Origin of the sequence: Oribacterium parvum ACB1 (genome assembly GCF_000238055.2) — a bacterium.
Taxonomy (GTDB): domain Bacteria; phylum Bacillota; class Clostridia; order Lachnospirales; family Lachnospiraceae; genus Oribacterium; species Oribacterium parvum.
Genome location: NZ_KE148312.1, coordinates 529,721 through 547,821 on the forward strand (window position 1 = coordinate 529,721; position 18,101 = coordinate 547,821).

An 18,101-nucleotide genomic window follows, 5' to 3' on the forward strand; every position below is an offset into this window, starting at 1 on the left:
AAAAGCTATGCTAGACTCTAGCGAAGAAGAAAGGAATCTGCCGTGTATGGATAGTAGAGAGAAAAAAGAAGAAGCTATCGGCATTTTTGATTCAGGTGTCGGAGGCATCAGTGTCCTGAAGGAATTGCAGAAAGAAATGCCATACGAAAATTTTATCTTCTACGGAGACCAAAAAAATGCACCTTACGGAGAAAAATCCGGAGAAGAGGTCCGTGCTCTTTCTCTTAAGGCTTACCTTTTTTTGCAAAAAATGAAGGTAAAGGCCACCGTAATTGCCTGTAATACAGCCACCTCCGCCGCAGCGCGGTTTCTTAGGGAGCGCTATCCGGATGACATCATCATCGGTATGGAACCTGCAGTAAAGCCGGCCGCCTTTTTTCAGGAAAAAAATATTTCAAAAAATTATAAATGTGAAAAAGAAACAGGAAAAAAAAGAATTCTTGTTATGGCGACGGAAAGCACCCTAAAGGGTGATAAGCTTCACCACTTAATCGACAGTTTAAAGGAACAGGGAGAATACATCCTCCTTCCCGCACCGGGCATTGTTCGTCTTCTGGAAGAAGGAAAGGGGCATGGTGATGAGATGCTCTCTTATTTAAGAGAATTACTTTCTCCTTATAGGGAAGGAAGGATTTCTTCTATTGTGCTGGGTTGTACCCATTTTCCCTTTGTAAAAAAGGAAATATTAGACGCTTTGGGATATCCTGTTCCTTTCTTTGACGGTGCCGCCGGTACGGCAAGAGAAACCAGACATCGCTTGGAAGAAAAAGGTCTGCTTCGTGATAAGAATCACGAGGAAGCTGATAGAGGAATTCCAAGTCCAAGCGTAGAGCTATACAGCAGTACAGGCGATAGCAGTCTTTTAGAGACTTTCTACCGCCTGCCCATTTAGATTGTTTTTAAGGCATTCACTAAAGCTATTATTTTAGTCTATATAAGCCCTTTCTTTTGACCCGGTATTTCAATTTCTTCTCTAATTGCCAGTTTAGCCTGTCATTTACTGACGGGCTTTTTTCTTTACCGCGTAAGCCACCCCAAGTAGAACGATTGCACCTACTGCCATCCCTGCAGATTTCGGGAATCCGCTTCCGGCTTGCCCTGCATCCGTACTTGTCCCGCTTTCTGCACTTTCTCCCGTTTTTTCAGACTCCGCCTTTTCCGAATCTTTTGCGTCTCCTTCGCTCTTATAACTGATGGTCAAGGCTTTCGTACTGAAAATATAGTGCTCATCCTTCACTTCACTCGCGATTTCCGTTTCTCCGTCAAAGAAATGAGTCTCTCCCGGAAAAGCGGAGGCGGGAATGGAATAGCTAAGTTCTCCGTTTATTTCCGTTACAGGATTTCCGTAATGATCTACAATGAGAAGCTCTCCATGTCCTTCCTCTTCGCCCGGCTTAACCTGCAGCTTTAAACCAATCTCGGCACTGTTCTTCGGCACAAGAACTTCCGTACCGCTAAAGGCTGCGGTTGCTCGTCTTCCGCTAAAACGAATCGTGTAGTCATTTTCCTTGATATAGTTTTGGAATTTCTCTTTGATTTCCTTATGAATTTCCTTTAAAACATCAAAGGCCTTTTTAGCCTCTTCCTGATTTTTAGCGGTAGCTTCTTCCGCACTCAGCATCGTTGTTACGGCATTTTGCAATTCTTCGCTTTCCAAAGCATTGATTTTCTCGGATACGATAGGCTGAAACTCGTCACGACTGTACTCCACCATGTAAAGTGTATCCATGGCAAGCCAGTATACGGAGTCTTCATTAAATTCATTTTCCTCATTCTCCGCTTCCTGAATCCCTGCCGTCTGATTCGGATAGTACGCTACAAACGGAGAAGTAAGAGGGGATCCCAGTGCGAGCCACATCGTTCCCGGATACTCTGCTGTCGCGGTAGAGGGAAGATGATATATGTGTGCTTCCATCGTATTTCTGTTTCCGATAGGATATAAATCTCCGCGACTCATATCGTCAGCTACCTTATCAATGCTTTCCAGACGGTTTCTGGTAAAGGCCATCGCATCTGCCAGAGTGATTTTCTTTTTGGTCTCCTGCAGGAACGGATAAACTTTCCCGTCAAATGTCGCATCCGGATTAAACTGCTTGATGCCGGAGCAAACGCGGGACTCCGTACTATCGGATAGCTCTCCTGCATAGGAAGCGTATAAATCAATAGACGAGCTTTCTTCATTACCCTTTAAGCTCTTCGCTTCACTTGCCACCTTAAAGATATCCTTGGAGTAAATATACATTCCGTCCTTGGAAATGTTGAAATGCTCCTTTTCTTCTCCCACGCTTAAATCACATTCATTTAACCAGAAGGAATTCGGAAAAACGGAGTATTTGTCACTCGGATATTTCATAGCAACAAACTGGTGTCCGGTATAGATTTCCATATACCAAAGTTCATTATGATCGGCTACCACGAGGCCGTTTCCTTCCGCAGCTCCCTTCGTTGCCACTTCTTCCGCAATAAATTCGACGGCGGATCTTGCATTGTCGCAGCTTCCGAGTACGGCGGTTGTGATAATGGCTTCCGTGATTCCGACCGGCACCGAGCTGTCCGTCCCGTCCACATAGGGATCCACGGCAAGTACCTTGTCATTTGCAGTAGCGGAAACGGTCATGTCCGCAATTAAACCTTTCTCATTGAAACCCGCCTCGTCAAAGTTACCGTACTCCGGGGTTGTGTCGCTTACCGAGGTATAGCGATAGGAATCATGGGTAAAGGTATAGGAATAACCATTTTCCGGATCAGAAGAAACATCCTTAATGGTCTCTCCGGCCTTGTATTCCCCGGCCTCATGAATCTTATAGGCTTTGTTGTGGTTTACCTCCAGATCTTCCGTACGTCCGAAAATCGTACTGCCGTCCTCTGTAAGGTCCTTTCCGACAATCACTCCCGTGCAGGCGTAAGCCGAGAACACGGCGGAAATACTGATCCCCGCAGCAAGAGCGCAGCCGCAAAGCATGGAAACAGTTTTTTTCATTTTTTCTCCCTTCTCTTGTAAGTGAAATCCCCGTTCTTCTTTAGAACAGGACAACACAGCTTCTTTTCTTGTAATTGTATTATAAATTATACAATTTGACGAATATGGAAATAACTTCGATGCTTTCTTGTATATTATTGCAGAAAGCCGTTTTGAAAGGACTTCTCCCGCAAAATAGCAGTCTGTTTCTCTTCTTAGACAGGCAAACTGTGGAGAAAAAATATTTGCAAATTTTTGCTTGACAATAAAAATGAATCTTTGTATAGTATACGGGTGCTACGGCATACGCGCCCTTAGCTCAGCTGGTAGAGCAGTAGACTCTTAATCTATTTGTCCAGGGTTCGAGTCCCTGAGGGCGCAGTACAAAAAACGATGTCACAAAGTGACATCGTTTTTTCTTTACCTAATTCACCTTCTACTTATCAGGCTATTATCAAGAATAAATTTGAATATATTTTGCAGTCTTGAAACAGGGGCAACTTATCACATTCCTCTTATTTTTTTCTGAATACTTTCTCCATTTCTTCCGCTTTCCTAAAAGCTTTGTTATACTATGACAGAATGGCGAAATTTTTAGTATTTCTCTATATTAAAGGAGTGCTTATGCAAAATATATTGGTTTGTGATGATGATAAACAGATTGTGGAAGCCATTTCCATTTACCTAACCGGTGAAGGCTTCCATGTTCTCAAAGCCTATGACGGCTTTGATGCTTTAAAAATCATGGAGAAAGAAGCTCTCGATCTCCTTATTTTGGATGTAATGATGCCTGGACTGGACGGGATTCGTACCACCTTAAAGATTCGGGAAAAGAGCTCCGTTCCCATCATTATTCTCAGTGCAAAAAGTGAGGACACGGATAAAATTCTGGGCTTAAACATCGGTGCGGACGACTACATCACAAAGCCCTTTAACCCCCTGGAGCTTGTCGCAAGAGTAAAGTCTCAGCTAAGACGCTACACACAGCTTGGCAATATGAACGAAACGACAAAAGGCGATGCTGTTTACAGTTGTGGCGGTTTATTGATAAATGATGACACCAAAGAGGTAAGTGTAGACGGGGAGCAGGTTAAGCTGACTCCAATCGAATACAATATTCTGCTTCTTCTTGTTAAAAATGCCGGGAAGGTATTCTCCATCGACGAAATCTACACCTCCATTTGGAATGAGGAAGCCATCGGTGCAGACAATACCGTTGCCGTACATATCCGTCATATTCGGGAAAAAATTGAAATTGACTCCAGAAAGCCCAAGTACTTAAAGGTCGTTTGGGGAGTCGGCTATAAGATCGAAAAACAAGGAAAGACCGAGGAATAAAATGAAAAAGTTTTTCATCCCTTTCTTACACCTCTTCTCCCTTTTTCTTCTGCTCTGCAGTTTGGTCATCCTGCATTTTGCACCAAGGGGAAGAGACGCGGTGTCCTTCTTAAAGGAGAAAAACTATCTCTCCTCCTCCGACTTTGACAGTGCTATTTCGGAAAGTGTCAATGATATCTTTGATTACATTGATTTACGGGACATTTTTGAAACAAGGGGAACTCTTGACTTAAATCATACCATTGCGCAGAGTGAAACAAACGGTGCCACCCGTTCCTACAGTTTGGATTATTTGATTAAATACGCCCGCTCCATGGGCTATTATTTGAATGAAAAAAATGAAATCCTGGAAGATGGTCCGGCCACCGTCACAAAAGAGCAGGACGAGAAGGAGCATATGGTCCGGGTTATTTATCGTGCCTATCTTCCCGACTATCAGCCCGCAACGCCCGCAGACGGCTTTATGAGTCTTGGGCGCTTAGCCAAAGAAGCTTTGGGCTATCTTGCAAAATACTATGCTATTCGCTCCCGCTACTTTGACAAAGGCTCCAACTTTTCCTTTTACATAGCCTATTCCAGTGAGGGAAATTCCACCTGTTATACCAATGCGGAAGGAATAACCGAAAAGCAGATTCAGACTCTGGGAAAATACCTCTATACCGATTCCGATACCTTGGAAATCAAAAGCAATCTGAAAACAGCGCCCTCCAATCTTGTGCCTCTTTTGGAAGCAAGGGACCCGTATCGGGATGGAACTTACGTTTTCTCCGCCGGAGTAGATACCCGCTTCCCGCACGAGGATGAGTACAAAGCAGCCTATATGGAATACAGCACCAGAAGGCAGCTTACCTTTGTGGGACTATTTCTCTTTATTTTCAGTATCTTTGCCGTTTTAACGAGCTTTGTTATGCTCCTTGCCCACACCGGACGCGGAGAAAAAAACGGCCTCCAACTCTACCCCTTTGATAAAACTCCTGTAGAACTGACTCTTATGCTTGGGATTGTTTGGTTTTATTTCACGCAGATCCTTACAAAGTATTTTTTCGAAAGTCTTCTGCTGGTTGTAGGAAACTTCCCCGAACCGGCTTTTTTTAGTTCTTTAAGCCTGTTTGCAATTCGATATCTCTTACTCCTGCCCTTATTTCTTTCCCTGGTGCGGCAGTACAAGAAATCCATGCTCTTTCATTGCTCCTATCTGAGAAGAATCCTAAAGCTCATGGAAACCTATATCACCGCAAGCCAGTTCACAAGATCAAAGACCTTTTCCTACCTGCTGTTTGTGTTTCCCAACTTGCTTGCTTTAGGCTTGATTCTGTACAACGCCTATTGCTTTATTAACAGAAGAAGCCTATTGCATCTGCTTTTTGCCACCCTTTTACTCTTTATTACCGTTTCCATCGACTACTACACCTACTTCATCAGTAGGGGTTTGCACGATGCGGTAAATGAGCAGGTTAAGGCTGAGCGTTTAAAGGCGGACCTGATTACCAATGTCTCTCATGATTTAAAGACACCTCTTACCAGCATCATCAGCTATGTAGACCTGTTAAAGCGGGAAAATATCGGAGATGAAAGGGTACGAGGATATATCGAAGTTTTGGAACAGAAGGCCAGCCGTCTGAAGAACCTGACGGAAGATCTGGTGGAAGCCAGCAAAGCCAGCTCCGGTAATGTCAGTCTGGAGCTGCATCCCATTAACTATAGTGAAATACTTCTTCAAACCTTAGGAGAGTTCCAAGAGAAGCTGGAAAAACGTTCTCTTACTATTCTTACTTCGGTACCGGAAGAAGATATCATGATTATGGCGGACGGAAGACAACTGTTCCGCGTTCTGGAAAACCTCTTTAACAACTGTGCAAAATATGCACTTCTTGGAAGCAGAGTCTATATCACTCTGGAAAAGCGGGAGAAAGAAGCGGCTTTCATTATGAAAAATATTTCGGAGGCCCCTCTAAATATCTCCCCGGATGAACTTACGGAGCGTTTTGTGCGTGGAGATGTTTCGCGCAGTACGGAAGGCTCCGGCTTAGGACTTTCTATTGCAAAGAGTCTTACCAAGCTTATGTCCGGTAAGATGATTATCGATATCGACGGAGACCTCTATAAGGTATCTCTACTCTTCCCGCTCGTGGAAAAGGAAGAAGGAGAATAGCTTTTTATGCTGAGACTGTTTAAAAAAGTAAAAAAACAAAAGAGATTCAGATTCGCTTCTATTTCAGTGTTTTTAGTGTTGATCCTCATTCTAAGCCTCTTTACCCCAATCCTGTCCTTTGCGGACAGCTGGCCTTCTTGTCCGGAAGCCATTGAGGCGGAGGGGGCTGTTCTTTTGGATGCCAATTCCGGTACCGTACTTTATGCTAAAAATGAGCACAATAAGTACTTTCCCGCTTCCATCACCAAGGTCTTAACAGCAATAGTAGTACTTGAAAATGTAGAGAATCTCGAGACAAAGATCAGTTTTTCCTCTGCCGCAACAAAGGACAATCTGGAGGTCAATTCTACGGTAATCGGTGCCGTTCCCGGAGATAAATTGAGTGTAAGGGACTGTCTTTACTGTCTGCTCCTCCACTCTGCAAATGACTGTGCAAACGCCCTAGCTGAATATGTTGCCGGCTCCAATGCAAAATTTGCCGAGATGATGAATGAGAAGGCAAAAGAAATCGGTTGCACGGATTCTCATTTTACCAATCCATCCGGACTGAACAATGAGGAGCATTACACCAGTGCCATGGATATGGCAAAGATTCTGCAATATGCAATACGGAATCCCATTTTTTTACAGATTGATGCCACACAGGCATACACCCATGCTCCCATCAGTAAGTATCCGGATGCGGAAGCAAAGGAAAATACCATTTATGCCCATCACAAAATGATGCGTAAAAGTTACAAGGAGTATTACGAGGGTGTATTTGCCGGAAAAACGGGTTATACAATGCTTGCCGGAAACACCTTGCTCACCGCTTGCAAAAGAGGGGATACAACCCTGATTTGCGCCATCTTAAACGGGCACAACACACAGTATAAGGATACCAAGAAGCTCTTTGATTTCGGTTTTTCCTGCTTTAATTCCTACCCTGTAGAGAAAAATGACAATCGTCTTCTTGCTTTGGAGAACAAGTGGAATGTAGACGGTATTCCTTTATCAAAAGCCTTGCATTTTACAATCGGCAGCACAGATCAGGTTTGTCTTCCGAAAGAGATTCCCTTCCAGGATGTCGCCTCCGAATTAAGCTATGATTTAACAGAGGAGGAAAAGGAGGAGGGAAAAGTCGCAAAACTTGTCTATCATTTTGAAGATCGCACTGTAGGTACCGCTTATATCTATTTGGAAGACGAGGAAAGCAGTAAAGACAAGAGCAGTCTTTCCCAAACATCTCTAAAAAAAGAAGAAAGCATCCCGAAACGAATTTCCGTGGAGTTGAAAAAAGAAGAAAAAAGCACGGAAGAGACAGTCGATAGCAGCACGGAGAGACAGAGCAATGCTCCTGTTATATTTGACAAGAAGGCCGGAAAAATTATTATTCAAAAACCGATTCTGAATCTTCTAAAAATCCTGCTCGCTCTATCCGTCCTTGTCGTGCTCGGGTTTATCGGCGTTTACCTCTTCCAAAGAAGAGAAGAACTGTACCGTGCAAGAAGAAGAAAACGTATGCTTAAGCACACCAAAGACCTCAGTCGGGACCAAAAGGCAAGACGAGATTTGCTGCTGGAAAAAAAGCGTAGAGAAAAGAAAAACAGAAATTAGATATGGATTTTATATAAAAGCTTTATTCTTTTTTTAGAGAAAAGTTCTTGCTTATTCCTTCATATCGGAGTATCATCTTGCTTCGTAGACATAAAAAATAACTTAAATTATGATTATAGAGTAGATAAAAAATTAAGGAGAAATGGAGGAATAAAGATGGAGACAGTGAAAATTTCAATTCCGGATTCAGAAGCAGTCAATGATTTTGTCAATAAGACAAGCAGCTTTTCTTTTGATTTGAATTTAGGCCGCGGAAGTCGCATCGTCGATGCAAAGTCTTTCTTGGGTGTACTTTTCCTCGGTATTGGCAATGTATGCGATTTAAGTGCTCCGAAGGAGTATATGCATTTGGTTGAAGAGAAGTTAGGGGAGTATGTAGTAAAGAGTGCTTCCAAAGCCTCCTAAAAAGAAACCAATTTTGCCCTTCGGGCAATGTAAAGGGACTGTAAAAAACCGCTCCAACAAAAAAGGAGCTGTAAAAAATCAGAATAATTATTTTGATTTTTACAGCTCCTTTTTGAGTTATAGGACAAACTTGTTGATGAAAACCGGGTTTTCTAAACAGGTATCGCGCTCTTAGAGCACACAGAATCTCATTTCATATACCGATTCACTTCCACTAAATCCACTATATAGATCTTGCCCGTCTTTGCCCACATACGACAGTCAATATGCCCGTTTTTGGGGAATCTTCTGGTCTGGCCGGCATTATAGCCTCTATAGTCCGTCTTCAGAACACGTTTCATCAGCATCTTATCCGTAACGGATGCCCTCCATACCGGAATCGAAAGAGTACAGTCACCGTCTCCGGTATATATCACGATGATGGCAACCTGCGTTTCACTTCCTCTGGCAAAGACTACATAATTCTTTCCTGCCTGCAAAAGCATAAGGGCACCATTTCGGAGGGCAGGCATATTTTTTCTATGAAAAAGCAAGTATCTGTGATAGTCCAGAAGCTCCATGTCTTCCTCCCCCCACGGATAGGGACGACGGCAATCCGGCTCTGTCCAACCGCAGACACCAACCTCATCCCCGTAGAACAGAGTCGGAGCCCCCGGCCAAGTCATAAGAAGCATGGCTCCAAGACGAAACAAAGCTGGATCAATTCCTGTTGCCGCATCATCCAAGCCCGCCTTAATTCTCCCGACTCTTCTATTGGTCCTCGTCATAAAACGGGAATGGTCGTGATTCGAAAGCTGATTCATACTGGCTTCTATGGCGTTCTCCGGCATCTTTGCCATATTGTAGCGCATGGTATTAAAGAAGAGGGTTCCGTCTCCAAAGAGCTCCGGCATCTCTCTGTCCGAGTGCTTTTCCATTCCGGTTAAAAACCAGCTTACCGGCTCCATAAACGCGTCATAATTCATGATGCTGTCCCATTCCTCGCCCCTAAGCCAGGCACTGGGATCTCCATAATGCTCCGCAAGAATAACCGCATTCGGATTGGCTTCCTTAACGGCCTTACGGAACTTCTTCCAGAAATAATGGTTGTATTCCTCGCTGTGTCCGAGGTCGGCAGCCACGTCCAGCCTCCATCCGTCGCAAAAATAGGGTGCGCTTACCCATTTTCTTGCTACAGAGAGAATCTCCTCCTCTAATGAAAGCGCATTTTCATAATTCAATTTAGGAAGGGTGTCATTTCCCCACCACTTCTCATACGCATCATTGTTCGGCCAATCCGCAGGATCTTTTTTTAGGAAATGAAAATACTCTCTATATGGGCTGTCATAGCTTTCGTATGCTCCCAGAGGATAGGGATTCCCCTCTCCCGTCTTATAGAAGAAGGAAGCGTTCATATAGCGATGAAAGGATCCGCAGTGATTGAATACGCCATCAATAATGACCTTCATCCCTCTTTTATGGCAAGCTTCCACGAAGTCTCTAAAGAGTGCATCGCTGGCTTCCAGATTCTCTATATCCGTACTGCGAATACTGTATCGGGTAGCATGCTTATTTTCCCTGTCTCCCTCTTTCAGGACTTCTCCTCCATCCTTTACGATTCGTCCAAGATGCGGATCGATGTGAGTGTAATCCTGCGTATCATATTTATGATTGGAGGGCGAAACAAATAAAGGATTAAAATACAAAATCTCTACTCCAAGGTACTGCAGATAGTCCAGCTTTTTCCACACCCCTTCCAAGTCACCTCCGTAAAAGCGGTGCACATCAAAGGGTTCCACTTTTGCATTCCAATCCGCCACGGCCTCTACCGGCCTTGCGAGGTAAATGTATTCTCTGTCCTCCACATTGTTCTTTCCGTCGGCATTGTAGAAGCGGTCCACAAAAATCTGATACATGACAGCACCCTTAACCCAATCCGGCACAAAGAAATCCGGAAAAATGGAAAAGGCATACTGCAGCTGCAAGTCATCCGTCACACCAAGACGGTTATACGACAGGTACTCCGTTCCTTTTTGTATCTGAAAATAGTAGTAAAAAGGCTTGTCCTGTAGTTCTATCTCTATTTCGTAATAATCAAAATAACGGTCACTGCTCACGATCTTCATGAATAGCTTGGAATCTTCTTCCATGAAAACCAAAGATACACTGTCCACATCCTCCTTCAAGGTCCGAAAGCGTATGGTAACCGTCGAAAAAGAGGGGCTCTCCTCCGGTTCTCGGTAGAAGCCCTTCCCTATACTATACAGGGCATCCCTATTGATTCCCATCATTCCTCCTTACACTTTACTCCTCAAAGTGAATTCCGGCCAAATAAGGAAGTCCTCTGTAACGCTGCTGATAGTCAATGCCGTATCCCACTATAAAAATATCCGGAATCAAAAATCCCTTGTACTTTACTTTAACTTCACATTCTCTTCTTTCCGGCTTATCCAGTAAAGTGCAAATTTCCAAAGAAGTCGGGTTTCTCTCTCCCAATAACTTAGTCAAATGACTCAGGGTTCTTCCCGTATCTACAATATCTTCAACCAGAAGTACATTTTTTCCTTCCAGAGGTTCATCCAAATCCTTCACAATCCTCACGATGCCGGAACTTTCCGTCGCATCTCCATAGCTGCTTACCGCCATAAAATCCATAGTCACATTCGGATTCTTCAAGCGCTTTGCCAGCTCACACATAAACATAACTGCACCCTTTAAGATGCAAATCAGATGCAGAGGTCTGTCTTTATAGTCCTCATCTATGATTTTTGCCAGTTCCTTCACCTTCTCCTCTATCTCTTTTTCAGAGTAAAGGACTTCCAATCTCTCTTTCACCTTTTCTTCTCCATGACTTAATCTACTATGTATATACTTCAAAACTTTCACTCATATCACTGCTATTATATAGTTTTATCGCAGTTTGCAAGCTTAATCTGCCGGAAATATATTCTGTTTTATATCTTTCTGTTTTATATCTTTCTGTTTTATATCTTTCTGTTTTATATCTTTCTGTTTTATATCTTTCTGCCTCTGCAATCAATCTATCATAGATCAAGAACTTTCCCATCTCTTTTTCGAAGATAGAGAACCTTATTTCGAATTTCTCCTATATATCCCTTAGGAAGCTCCGTTCTTTTTCCGCTTCCGGCGAATATCAAACTGTCTAACGCATAAAGATGGGATCCCGAGAGGTCTCTTATCTCTCCCTGCAGTCTTCTTACCGCCATGCGATATATTTCCCTCCGTAAAAAAGCGGGCTCTTCCTTTAAATTCGAAATGGAAATCGCGATTTTCCCTTCCTCTTCTGTCCCGAAGCATTGCAAAAAATCAGCAGCCTTTTTCTCCAGATACAGTTCCAGCTCGTTCATCAGCTCCGCTTCTTTCGAAAGGTGCTGAACCGCCCTGGTATTTACTTTTTCCATAGCCGGAATCAGGCTGTTTCGAATATAATTTCTGGTAAATTGCAAATCTTCATTGCTCTCATCTTCCATGTATTGTAATGACAATACATGGAGTCGTCCAATAATATCTTGTTTTCTTATAGATAAAAGCGGACGGATACGATGCCCTTCCTCCCTCTTCATTCCGGACAAACCGGAGATACCGGAACCTCTTAAAAGGTTATGAATAACCGTTTCCGCTTGATCATCCATGTGTTGTGCTAAAGCAATTTTTGTCAAAACTCCTGTTTTTGCTTCCCACTCCGCTCTTCTTTTTTCCAAGGCCTCATAACGAAGAATTCTTCCCGCTTCTTCCAAACCGAGTCCGTTCTCCGAAGAAAAAGCCGGAACATCCACCCGTACAGAAGTAAAGGGAATTCCCCATTCTTTAGCCTTATTCTCTGAAAATTGTAAATCCCGTTCCGCTTTTTCACCTCGAATCCCATGATGAACATGCATAGCTTCCAAAGAAAATGCAATATGCTTCTGCAATTCTTTCAAAAGATAAAGAAGATACAAGGAGTCTCCACCGCCGGAAAATGCCAGAAGAATCTGCTCTCCGGGAAGAATCAGCTTGTATTTTTTTATATATAAAAATAATTCCGTATCGATTCCCTTTTGCATTTTCCCTCTATTCGCAAAGAAAAACGAAAGAAGAAGAATCCTCTTTCGTTTCCAAGTACTTAATTTTCCGGTTTTACAATGATTTCATCAGGCATCTGTAAACCAAAAATCTCTCTCGCCTCTTCCATGATGTATTCCTTGGTTTTGCTATAAACCCTTTCTTCATCCAGTTTCTTTTCTCGTTGCTTTTCTTTATTTAATTCTTCTTCGAGACTTTCTTCCATGGCGAGATAGTTTTTATTCTGTTCTTGTAGCGTATTCCCTCTGACAAAAATCACAATAGCAAGGAGAGCTACCACCAGAACCAGTCCTAAAATGGTAACTCCGTTTCCAAACATTCCGCTTTTCTTTCTTCCTTGCTTCTTCATAGATACTCGAATAGCTCTTCAGCTTCATCCTTTCGTATTGGTTCCTTGGTGGAGAGAACTTTTGCTTCCACCTGTTTTTCTCCAAAACGGATACCGATTACGTCTCCAATCTTCACGTCATAGGATGCTTTCTGCACTTTGCCGTTAACAGATATTCGACCGGTATCGCAGGCTTCATTAGCTATTGTCCGTCTTTTTATCAGGCGAGATACCTTAAGATATTTGTCTAAGCGCATAGCTTAGTTTACACGCTCCTTTAAAGCCTTACCTGCCTTGAATCTCGGAGCCTTGGAAGCAGCAATCTTCATGGACTCACCGGTTCTTGGATTGTGTCCTTCTCTTGCAGCTCTCTCAGAAACATCAAATGTTCCGAAGCCAATCAGCTGAACCTTGTCACCCTTCTCAAGAGCACCTGCAATAGCCTCAAATACTGCCTCTACTGCAAGTCCTGCATCCTTCTTGGATAATTCTGCCTGCTTAGCTACAGCGGAAACCAACTCATTCTTGTTCATTTTTTTTCCTCCATGATTGCCGCCTCAGGCGGCGTATTATAATTTATAACGAGTATCATTCGCAAAGCGTGCGATATCTCGTTTGCGAGTACTGCAAAAGCTCGCAGACTCTTCTTGTTAAGGAGCGGAAACTAGGAATAGTTCAGCTCATAATAGGGACGAACGCCCTTATACGACTGCATTATAGCTTTCCCACTTTCTCCTGTCAATGAACCATGCACATTTCATGCCGATTTCCTGTGTTTTTTAAGTAAAAAAAGGTAATTTTATCTTAAAAAATGAAAATAAGTCTGTTTAGCGGACAAATAAGTACAAACTCAGCAAGCTATCATGCGTAAAGAGAACTGTCTGTCAGTACGTTCAAAGAGAAAGCAATGTTGCGATTTCCCCTGCCTTATCCATTGTTTCCCGAATATTCGGAAGCTCCCTTTGATTTTTCTTTTTATATAAAAGAGCAGGCTTTTCTCCATTTTGAAAACGAAGTTCCCCATTGGAATCCTGTACAAGAGCGGGAATTTTTGCGGTATCCAATTTTGCTTTCGGTGAAAACTGTAACAGAATTTCACCCCTCTTAATCTTACATTCCAAAACACCGATCTTACTGAGGGAAAGCTTTAACATCGCTACACGGAAGAGATTTTCCACCATATCCGGCAAATCCCCGTAACGGTCTATCAGCTCATCCTTTAAATCTATTTCCTCCTCATCACTTCCGATAGTGGAAATCTTCTGATAAGCTTCAAGCTTCTGCTCTTCATTTGGAATATAGCTTTCCGGAATATAGGCATCGAGATCAACATCAATCTGACACTCTATGCTTTCCTCCTCTGTCTTTTCTCCCTTTTCCAATAAAACTGCATGGCGAAGAAGCTTGGTATAGAGCTCATAGCCCACCGCCTCCATGTGTCCGTGCTGTTCTGCACCGAGCACATTTCCCGCACCGCGAATCTCCAAATCCCTAAGGGCAATTCGAATTCCCGATCCCAACTCCGTAAATTCTCGGATGGCTTTTAAGCGCTTTTCCGATTCCTCCGTAAGACTTTTTCCCTTTTTATACAGAAGAAATGCATAGGAAATACGACTCGAGCGTCCTACACGCCCGCGAATCTGATAGAGCTGAGAAAGTCCCATTTTATCCGCATCCTGAATGATCAAAGTATTTGCGTTTGGAATGTCGAGCCCCGTTTCAATAATGGTTGTGGAAACCAGAACATCAATTTCTCCGGAAATAAAGGAAAGCATGATTTTCTCAAGTTCCCGCTCTCCCATCTGCCCATGAGCATAGGCAACTCTTGCATAGGGAACAAGATGCTGCACGCGCATTGCCGTATCCGCTATGCTCTTTACCCTGTTATGCACATAGTAAACCTGTCCGTCTCGCCTAAGCTCCCGCTCTATCGCTTCCCGGACGGAGGCTTCATTTTCCTCCATGACATAGGTTTGAATCGGCAGACGGTCAAGGGGCGGCTCTTCCAAGACGGAAAGGTCACGAATTCCCACTAAGGACATATGGAGGGTTCTAGGAATAGGAGTTGCAGAAAGGGTCAGAACATCCACATTTTCCTTTAAAGATTTAATCCGCTCCTTATCCGATACGCCAAAGCGTTGCTCCTCATCCACAATGAGAAGTCCCAGGTTTTTAAAATGTACATCCTTCGAAAGAAGACGGTGTGTGCCTATCGCAATATCCGCTCTACCGTGAGAAAGCTCTTCGAGGCTCTTCTTCAGCTCCTTTCCGCTTTGAAAACGGGAGAGGAGACGAGTCTCCACCGGAAAGCCCTTCATTCTTTCCGTGAAGTTATTGTAAATCTGCTGGGCAAGGATGGTTGTCGGGCAAAGGTAAGCTACCTGCTTCGAGTCCTGTACCGCCTTAAAAGCGGCTCTAAGAGCAATCTCCGTCTTTCCGTAGCCCACATCTCCACAAACCAGACGATCCATGATTTTTCTGCTTTCCATGTCTTCCTTCGTGGCTTCAATGGCTAAAATCTGATCTCCCGTCTCTTCATAGGGGAAGGCTTCCTCGAATTCCTTTTGCCATACCGTGTCCTCAGAAAAGGCATAGCCTTCCTCGTTTTGGCGTTTCGCGTATAGCCTTAAAAGCTCTCTTGCGATTTCCTTTACCGCCCCCTGCACTTTTGCCTTTGTTTTCTGCCATTCCGTGCCGTTTAAGCGGTTCAGCTTCGGTACTTTTGCCTCTTTTCCCGCATACTTCTCTATGCCGTCCAGCTTCGTTACAGGTAAATAGAGATTTCCCCCGTCTCCGTAGAGAATCTTGATAAAATCCTTGCTCACGCCGTCTGTTGTGATACGCTCTATTCCTTGATAAATACCGATTCCGTGGCTTTCGTGCACCACATAGTCGCCTTTTTCGATTTCCGTCAAGGAACCGATGCGCACGCCTTCAACCTTCTTTTTCTTTTTCTTCTTTTTTAGGCTAAGGCTCTGCCCGAAAAGTTCCGCTTCCGTAAGGACAAAGAGCCTTTCTTCTTCAAGAGAAAAGCCATGCCGGAGAAAGCCTGTACAAACCTGTATACTCTTCTCCCCCTCTTTAGGGAGGCTGAATTCATCGGGGCAGTATGCGGAAATCCCTTCTTCTCGAAGCTGTTCCGCAAGACGGGAGGCACGGAGCACAGAGGGAGAATAGAGAAGAATCCTGTATTTCTCCTTAAAAAGTCGTTTCACATCCTCCTGAAAAAGACCGGGCTGTTTTCCATAAGAAGGAATTTCCTTACTGCTTACGCTTTTTTCTGTAAATTTCCGGGCATCCGCTACATCGACTAAGGAATCGAGTCCCGTCCCGAGCGTGGAGAAGGCAGCAAAGGCTCTTTCTCCAATTTCCGTGAGGAGCGTTTGCGGAGAAAAAAGCTCTACCTTTTCTTCCTCCTCCGTATTCGCTTCAAAAAAATTTAAAAACTCCGCTTCTACCCGCTCTGCCTCTTCCAAAAGCCTTGCCGGCTCATCCAGAAAAACGACTGCGTCTTTCGGAAAATAATCCAAAAGGGAAAATGCCTTAAGAGAAGAAGAAAAGCCCCTCTCCCCTGCAGGGTAGAGCTTTGCTTCTTCTATTTGCCAAAGAGAGCGCTGGCTCTCCAAAGAAAAGTGACGAATGCTGTCTACCTCTTCCCCGAAAAACTCAATACGAACCGGATCTTCCATCTGGTTGGAGAAGATATCCACGATACCTCCGCGAATAGAATACTCCCCTCGCATCTCAATCTGCTCAACTCTCTTGTACCCCATCTGCGAGAGTTTTTCCTGCAAGTCGGAAAGCTCGATATGCATCCCGATCTTCACAGTAAAAAGAGATACTTGAAAGGCATTTTTTCCTTCCATTTTCTCCATGAGGGAAGAGAAGGTGGTCACTACAATCCCGCTTTCCTCTTCCAAGAGGTGACGGAGACACTCTCCCCTTTCCCTTAAGATATAATGTCCCCTTGTATCCGCCTTGTAGAACAGATAATCCTTCGGAGGATAATAATAGGCATTTTCCGAAAAAGCCTTACAATCCTGCAAAACCTCCTTCGCCCTCTCCTCGTTTTTGCAAAGATAAAGTGCCCAGTTCTTTGCAAAAGGAAGTGCAAGAAGCGGTTTAAGACTATCTACTATTCCGGCATAAAAAACTTGCCCTCCCAAGTCCAGCCTTTCACGCATGGACTGAAAAAGCAAAGTTTCCTCAACCGGATTCGTATATACGGATTCTCCCTTGTTGACCTCATTATTGTTTAGCACTATGAACCTCTAATTCAAAAAATTGGATCTGAAACGTCTCCTATATCCTCTTTCATAAAGACGCTCTCGCTCATACTTTTTTCTGGCAATAGGATTATTAATAAAAAAATACAAATTGATTCGACATGGGCATAAATAAATCCATGAAACTTTCTAATTCTTCATAGTTTTGCGGGTATTGGAATAAGGGGTAATCTGAGCCCGTTAGTACTTGCTGAAAGCGAGCATTGCGAAGCTTGAAGCTTAGTACTACTACGTGGCGAAGTTAGCGAGAGCGTGCCCCTGTTTCAATACTCGCAAAATATGAACAAGATTTCCATTGTTTTTTAATACAATATTGTAACAATTTATATTTTTTTATTATAGAGGTTCATGGCCTTTTCAATCCCCTCCGTAACGGTACAGATGCAGGCCTTGGCCACCTCCGCATAAGCCTCTTCCATCCGTTTCTCCTCTTCCTTAGAGAAATGTCCGAGGACATGGGCTGCCAAATCCCGGTTTTCATCCTTATCCCCTACTCCCAGACGAATCCGCGGGAAGTCCTCCGTTCCTAGTCTTGCAATGATGCTTTTTAGGCCGTTATGTCCCCCTGCCGAGCCTTTTTTCCGGATGCGAATACTCCCCGGAGAGAGGCTTATTTCATCAGAAATCACAAGAACCTGCTCTGCAGGAATCTTGTAGAAGTTTGCCATAGGGGCAATACTGTCTCCGGAAAGGTTCATATAGGTGAGGGGCTTTAAAATAATCACTTCCTCCGCTCCGATTCGTAATTTCGTAAAGGCGCCGTGAAATTTCGTGCTTTCCAGTCCTTTTCCACCCAGTTCGTCCAAAAGGGCATCTATCGCCGCAAAGCCGGCATTGTGTCTCGTACCGTCATATTTTCTTTCCGGATTGCCGAGTCCTGCTATCAACCACATCTTTTATTTCCTCTATAATCTTATTGTTATCGCAACTTCTGTAAACTATATCCATATTCAAAGAATAGTATTATAAAATATT

The 18,101-nt window shown here is 43.6% G+C and carries 14 protein-coding genes and 1 tRNA gene; 6 read left to right on the forward strand and 9 right to left on the reverse strand.

The window, feature by feature from the left end; all coding sequences use genetic code 11:
• Positions 1-46 precede the first annotated feature (46 nt).
• Positions 47-892 carry a glutamate racemase gene (murI, locus tag HMPREF9625_RS02580; RefSeq protein WP_009538094.1) on the forward strand — a complete coding sequence of 282 codons (846 nt, stop codon included), beginning with the start codon at positions 47-49 and terminating at the stop codon, positions 890-892.
• Between the two features lie 105 nt (positions 893-997).
• Here the strand turns inward: murI and HMPREF9625_RS02585 are convergent, their stop codons facing one another.
• The gene (locus HMPREF9625_RS02585; RefSeq protein ID WP_009535449.1) at positions 998-2,980 is read right to left on the reverse strand and encodes a C69 family dipeptidase; all 1,983 of its coding nucleotides are present in this window, start codon (positions 2,978-2,980) and stop codon (positions 998-1,000) included.
• 287 nt (positions 2,981-3,267) lie between these two features.
• On the opposite strand from HMPREF9625_RS02585, the gene HMPREF9625_RS02590 reads away from it, so the two are divergent.
• The 5 genes from HMPREF9625_RS02590 to HMPREF9625_RS02610 all read left to right on the forward strand — a co-directional run bounded on the left by HMPREF9625_RS02590 (position 3,268) and on the right by HMPREF9625_RS02610 (position 8,450).
• Positions 3,268-3,340 (forward strand) — tRNA-Lys (locus HMPREF9625_RS02590).
• Positions 3,341-3,583: 243 nt separating this feature from the next.
• Positions 3,584-4,297, forward strand: a complete 714-nt coding sequence (locus HMPREF9625_RS02595) for a response regulator transcription factor (protein WP_009535450.1) — start codon at positions 3,584-3,586, stop codon at positions 4,295-4,297.
• 1 nt (position 4,298) lies between these two features.
• The gene (locus HMPREF9625_RS02600; protein WP_009535451.1) at positions 4,299-6,449 is read left to right on the forward strand and encodes a sensor histidine kinase; all 2,151 of its coding nucleotides are present in this window, start codon (positions 4,299-4,301) and stop codon (positions 6,447-6,449) included.
• A gap of 6 nt (positions 6,450-6,455) precedes the next feature.
• Positions 6,456-8,045: a D-alanyl-D-alanine carboxypeptidase family protein gene (locus HMPREF9625_RS02605; protein WP_009535452.1), complete on the forward strand. Its 1,590-nt coding sequence runs from the start codon at positions 6,456-6,458 to the stop codon at positions 8,043-8,045.
• A 156-nt stretch (positions 8,046-8,201) separates the two neighbouring features.
• A complete protein-coding gene (locus tag HMPREF9625_RS02610; RefSeq protein WP_009535453.1) occupies positions 8,202-8,450 on the forward strand; it encodes an HPr family phosphocarrier protein in 249 nt (82 codons plus the stop codon).
• Between the two features lie 188 nt (positions 8,451-8,638).
• Here the strand turns inward: HMPREF9625_RS02610 and HMPREF9625_RS02615 are convergent, their stop codons facing one another.
• From HMPREF9625_RS02615 to pth, 8 genes are all read right to left on the reverse strand, one after another.
• A complete protein-coding gene (locus HMPREF9625_RS02615) occupies positions 8,639-10,717 on the reverse strand; it encodes a glycoside hydrolase family 13 protein (protein ID WP_009535454.1) in 2,079 nt (692 codons plus the stop codon).
• Between the two features lie 16 nt (positions 10,718-10,733).
• On the reverse strand, positions 10,734-11,264 hold the full coding sequence (hpt, locus tag HMPREF9625_RS02620) for a hypoxanthine phosphoribosyltransferase (protein WP_009535455.1): 531 nt from the start codon (positions 11,262-11,264) through the stop codon (positions 10,734-10,736).
• A 209-nt stretch (positions 11,265-11,473) separates the two neighbouring features.
• Positions 11,474-12,493 carry a tRNA lysidine(34) synthetase TilS gene (tilS, locus tag HMPREF9625_RS02630; RefSeq protein ID WP_009535456.1) on the reverse strand — a complete coding sequence of 340 codons (1,020 nt, stop codon included), beginning with the start codon at positions 12,491-12,493 and terminating at the stop codon, positions 11,474-11,476.
• A 59-nt stretch (positions 12,494-12,552) separates the two neighbouring features.
• Positions 12,553-12,861 carry a septum formation initiator family protein gene (locus HMPREF9625_RS02635; protein ID WP_009535457.1) on the reverse strand — a complete coding sequence of 103 codons (309 nt, stop codon included), beginning with the start codon at positions 12,859-12,861 and terminating at the stop codon, positions 12,553-12,555.
• Positions 12,858-13,097, reverse strand: coding sequence for an RNA-binding S4 domain-containing protein (locus tag HMPREF9625_RS02640; RefSeq protein WP_009535458.1), 240 nt, complete (start codon positions 13,095-13,097; stop codon positions 12,858-12,860). The genes HMPREF9625_RS02635 and HMPREF9625_RS02640 overlap by 4 nt, the downstream gene beginning before the upstream one ends.
• A gap of 3 nt (positions 13,098-13,100) precedes the next feature.
• Complete coding sequence (locus HMPREF9625_RS02645; protein ID WP_009535459.1) at positions 13,101-13,373, reverse strand: non-specific DNA-binding protein Hbs; 273 nt, start codon at positions 13,371-13,373, stop codon at positions 13,101-13,103.
• A 360-nt stretch (positions 13,374-13,733) separates the two neighbouring features.
• On the reverse strand, positions 13,734-17,102 hold the full coding sequence (mfd, locus tag HMPREF9625_RS02650; RefSeq protein ID WP_009535460.1) for a transcription-repair coupling factor: 3,369 nt from the start codon (positions 17,100-17,102) through the stop codon (positions 13,734-13,736).
• Between the two features lie 347 nt (positions 17,103-17,449).
• Positions 17,450-18,019 carry an aminoacyl-tRNA hydrolase gene (gene pth / locus HMPREF9625_RS02655; protein WP_009535461.1) on the reverse strand — a complete coding sequence of 190 codons (570 nt, stop codon included), beginning with the start codon at positions 18,017-18,019 and terminating at the stop codon, positions 17,450-17,452.
• Between the last annotated feature and the right edge of the window lie 82 nt (positions 18,020-18,101).

What these genes read in the sequence shown, in the direction of transcription:
- HMPREF9625_RS02595 (WP_009535450.1), top strand. Translation starts at nt 3,584, where the DNA reads ATGCAAAATATATTGGTTTGTGATGATGATAAACAGATTGTGGAAGCC.
- HMPREF9625_RS02610 (WP_009535453.1), top strand. Translation starts at nt 8,202, where the DNA reads ATGGAGACAGTGAAAATTTCAATTCCGGATTCAGAAGCAGTCAATGAT.
- tilS (WP_009535456.1), bottom strand. Translation starts at nt 12,493, where the DNA reads ATGCAAAAGGGAATCGATACGGAATTATTTTTATATATAAAAAAATAC.
- HMPREF9625_RS02645 (WP_009535459.1), bottom strand. Translation starts at nt 13,373, where the DNA reads ATGAACAAGAATGAGTTGGTTTCCGCTGTAGCTAAGCAGGCAGAATTA.
- murI (WP_009538094.1), top strand. Translation starts at nt 47, where the DNA reads ATGGATAGTAGAGAGAAAAAAGAAGAAGCTATCGGCATTTTTGATTCA.
- HMPREF9625_RS02615 (WP_009535454.1), bottom strand. Translation starts at nt 10,717, where the DNA reads ATGGGAATCAATAGGGATGCCCTGTATAGTATAGGGAAGGGCTTCTAC.
- HMPREF9625_RS02635 (WP_009535457.1), bottom strand. Translation starts at nt 12,861, where the DNA reads ATGAAGAAGCAAGGAAGAAAGAAAAGCGGAATGTTTGGAAACGGAGTT.
- pth (WP_009535461.1), bottom strand. Translation starts at nt 18,019, where the DNA reads ATGTGGTTGATAGCAGGACTCGGCAATCCGGAAAGAAAATATGACGGT.
- HMPREF9625_RS02585 (WP_009535449.1), bottom strand. Translation starts at nt 2,980, where the DNA reads ATGAAAAAAACTGTTTCCATGCTTTGCGGCTGCGCTCTTGCTGCGGGG.
- HMPREF9625_RS02600 (WP_009535451.1), top strand. Translation starts at nt 4,299, where the DNA reads ATGAAAAAGTTTTTCATCCCTTTCTTACACCTCTTCTCCCTTTTTCTT.
- HMPREF9625_RS02605 (WP_009535452.1), top strand. Translation starts at nt 6,456, where the DNA reads ATGCTGAGACTGTTTAAAAAAGTAAAAAAACAAAAGAGATTCAGATTC.
- HMPREF9625_RS02640 (WP_009535458.1), bottom strand. Translation starts at nt 13,097, where the DNA reads ATGCGCTTAGACAAATATCTTAAGGTATCTCGCCTGATAAAAAGACGG.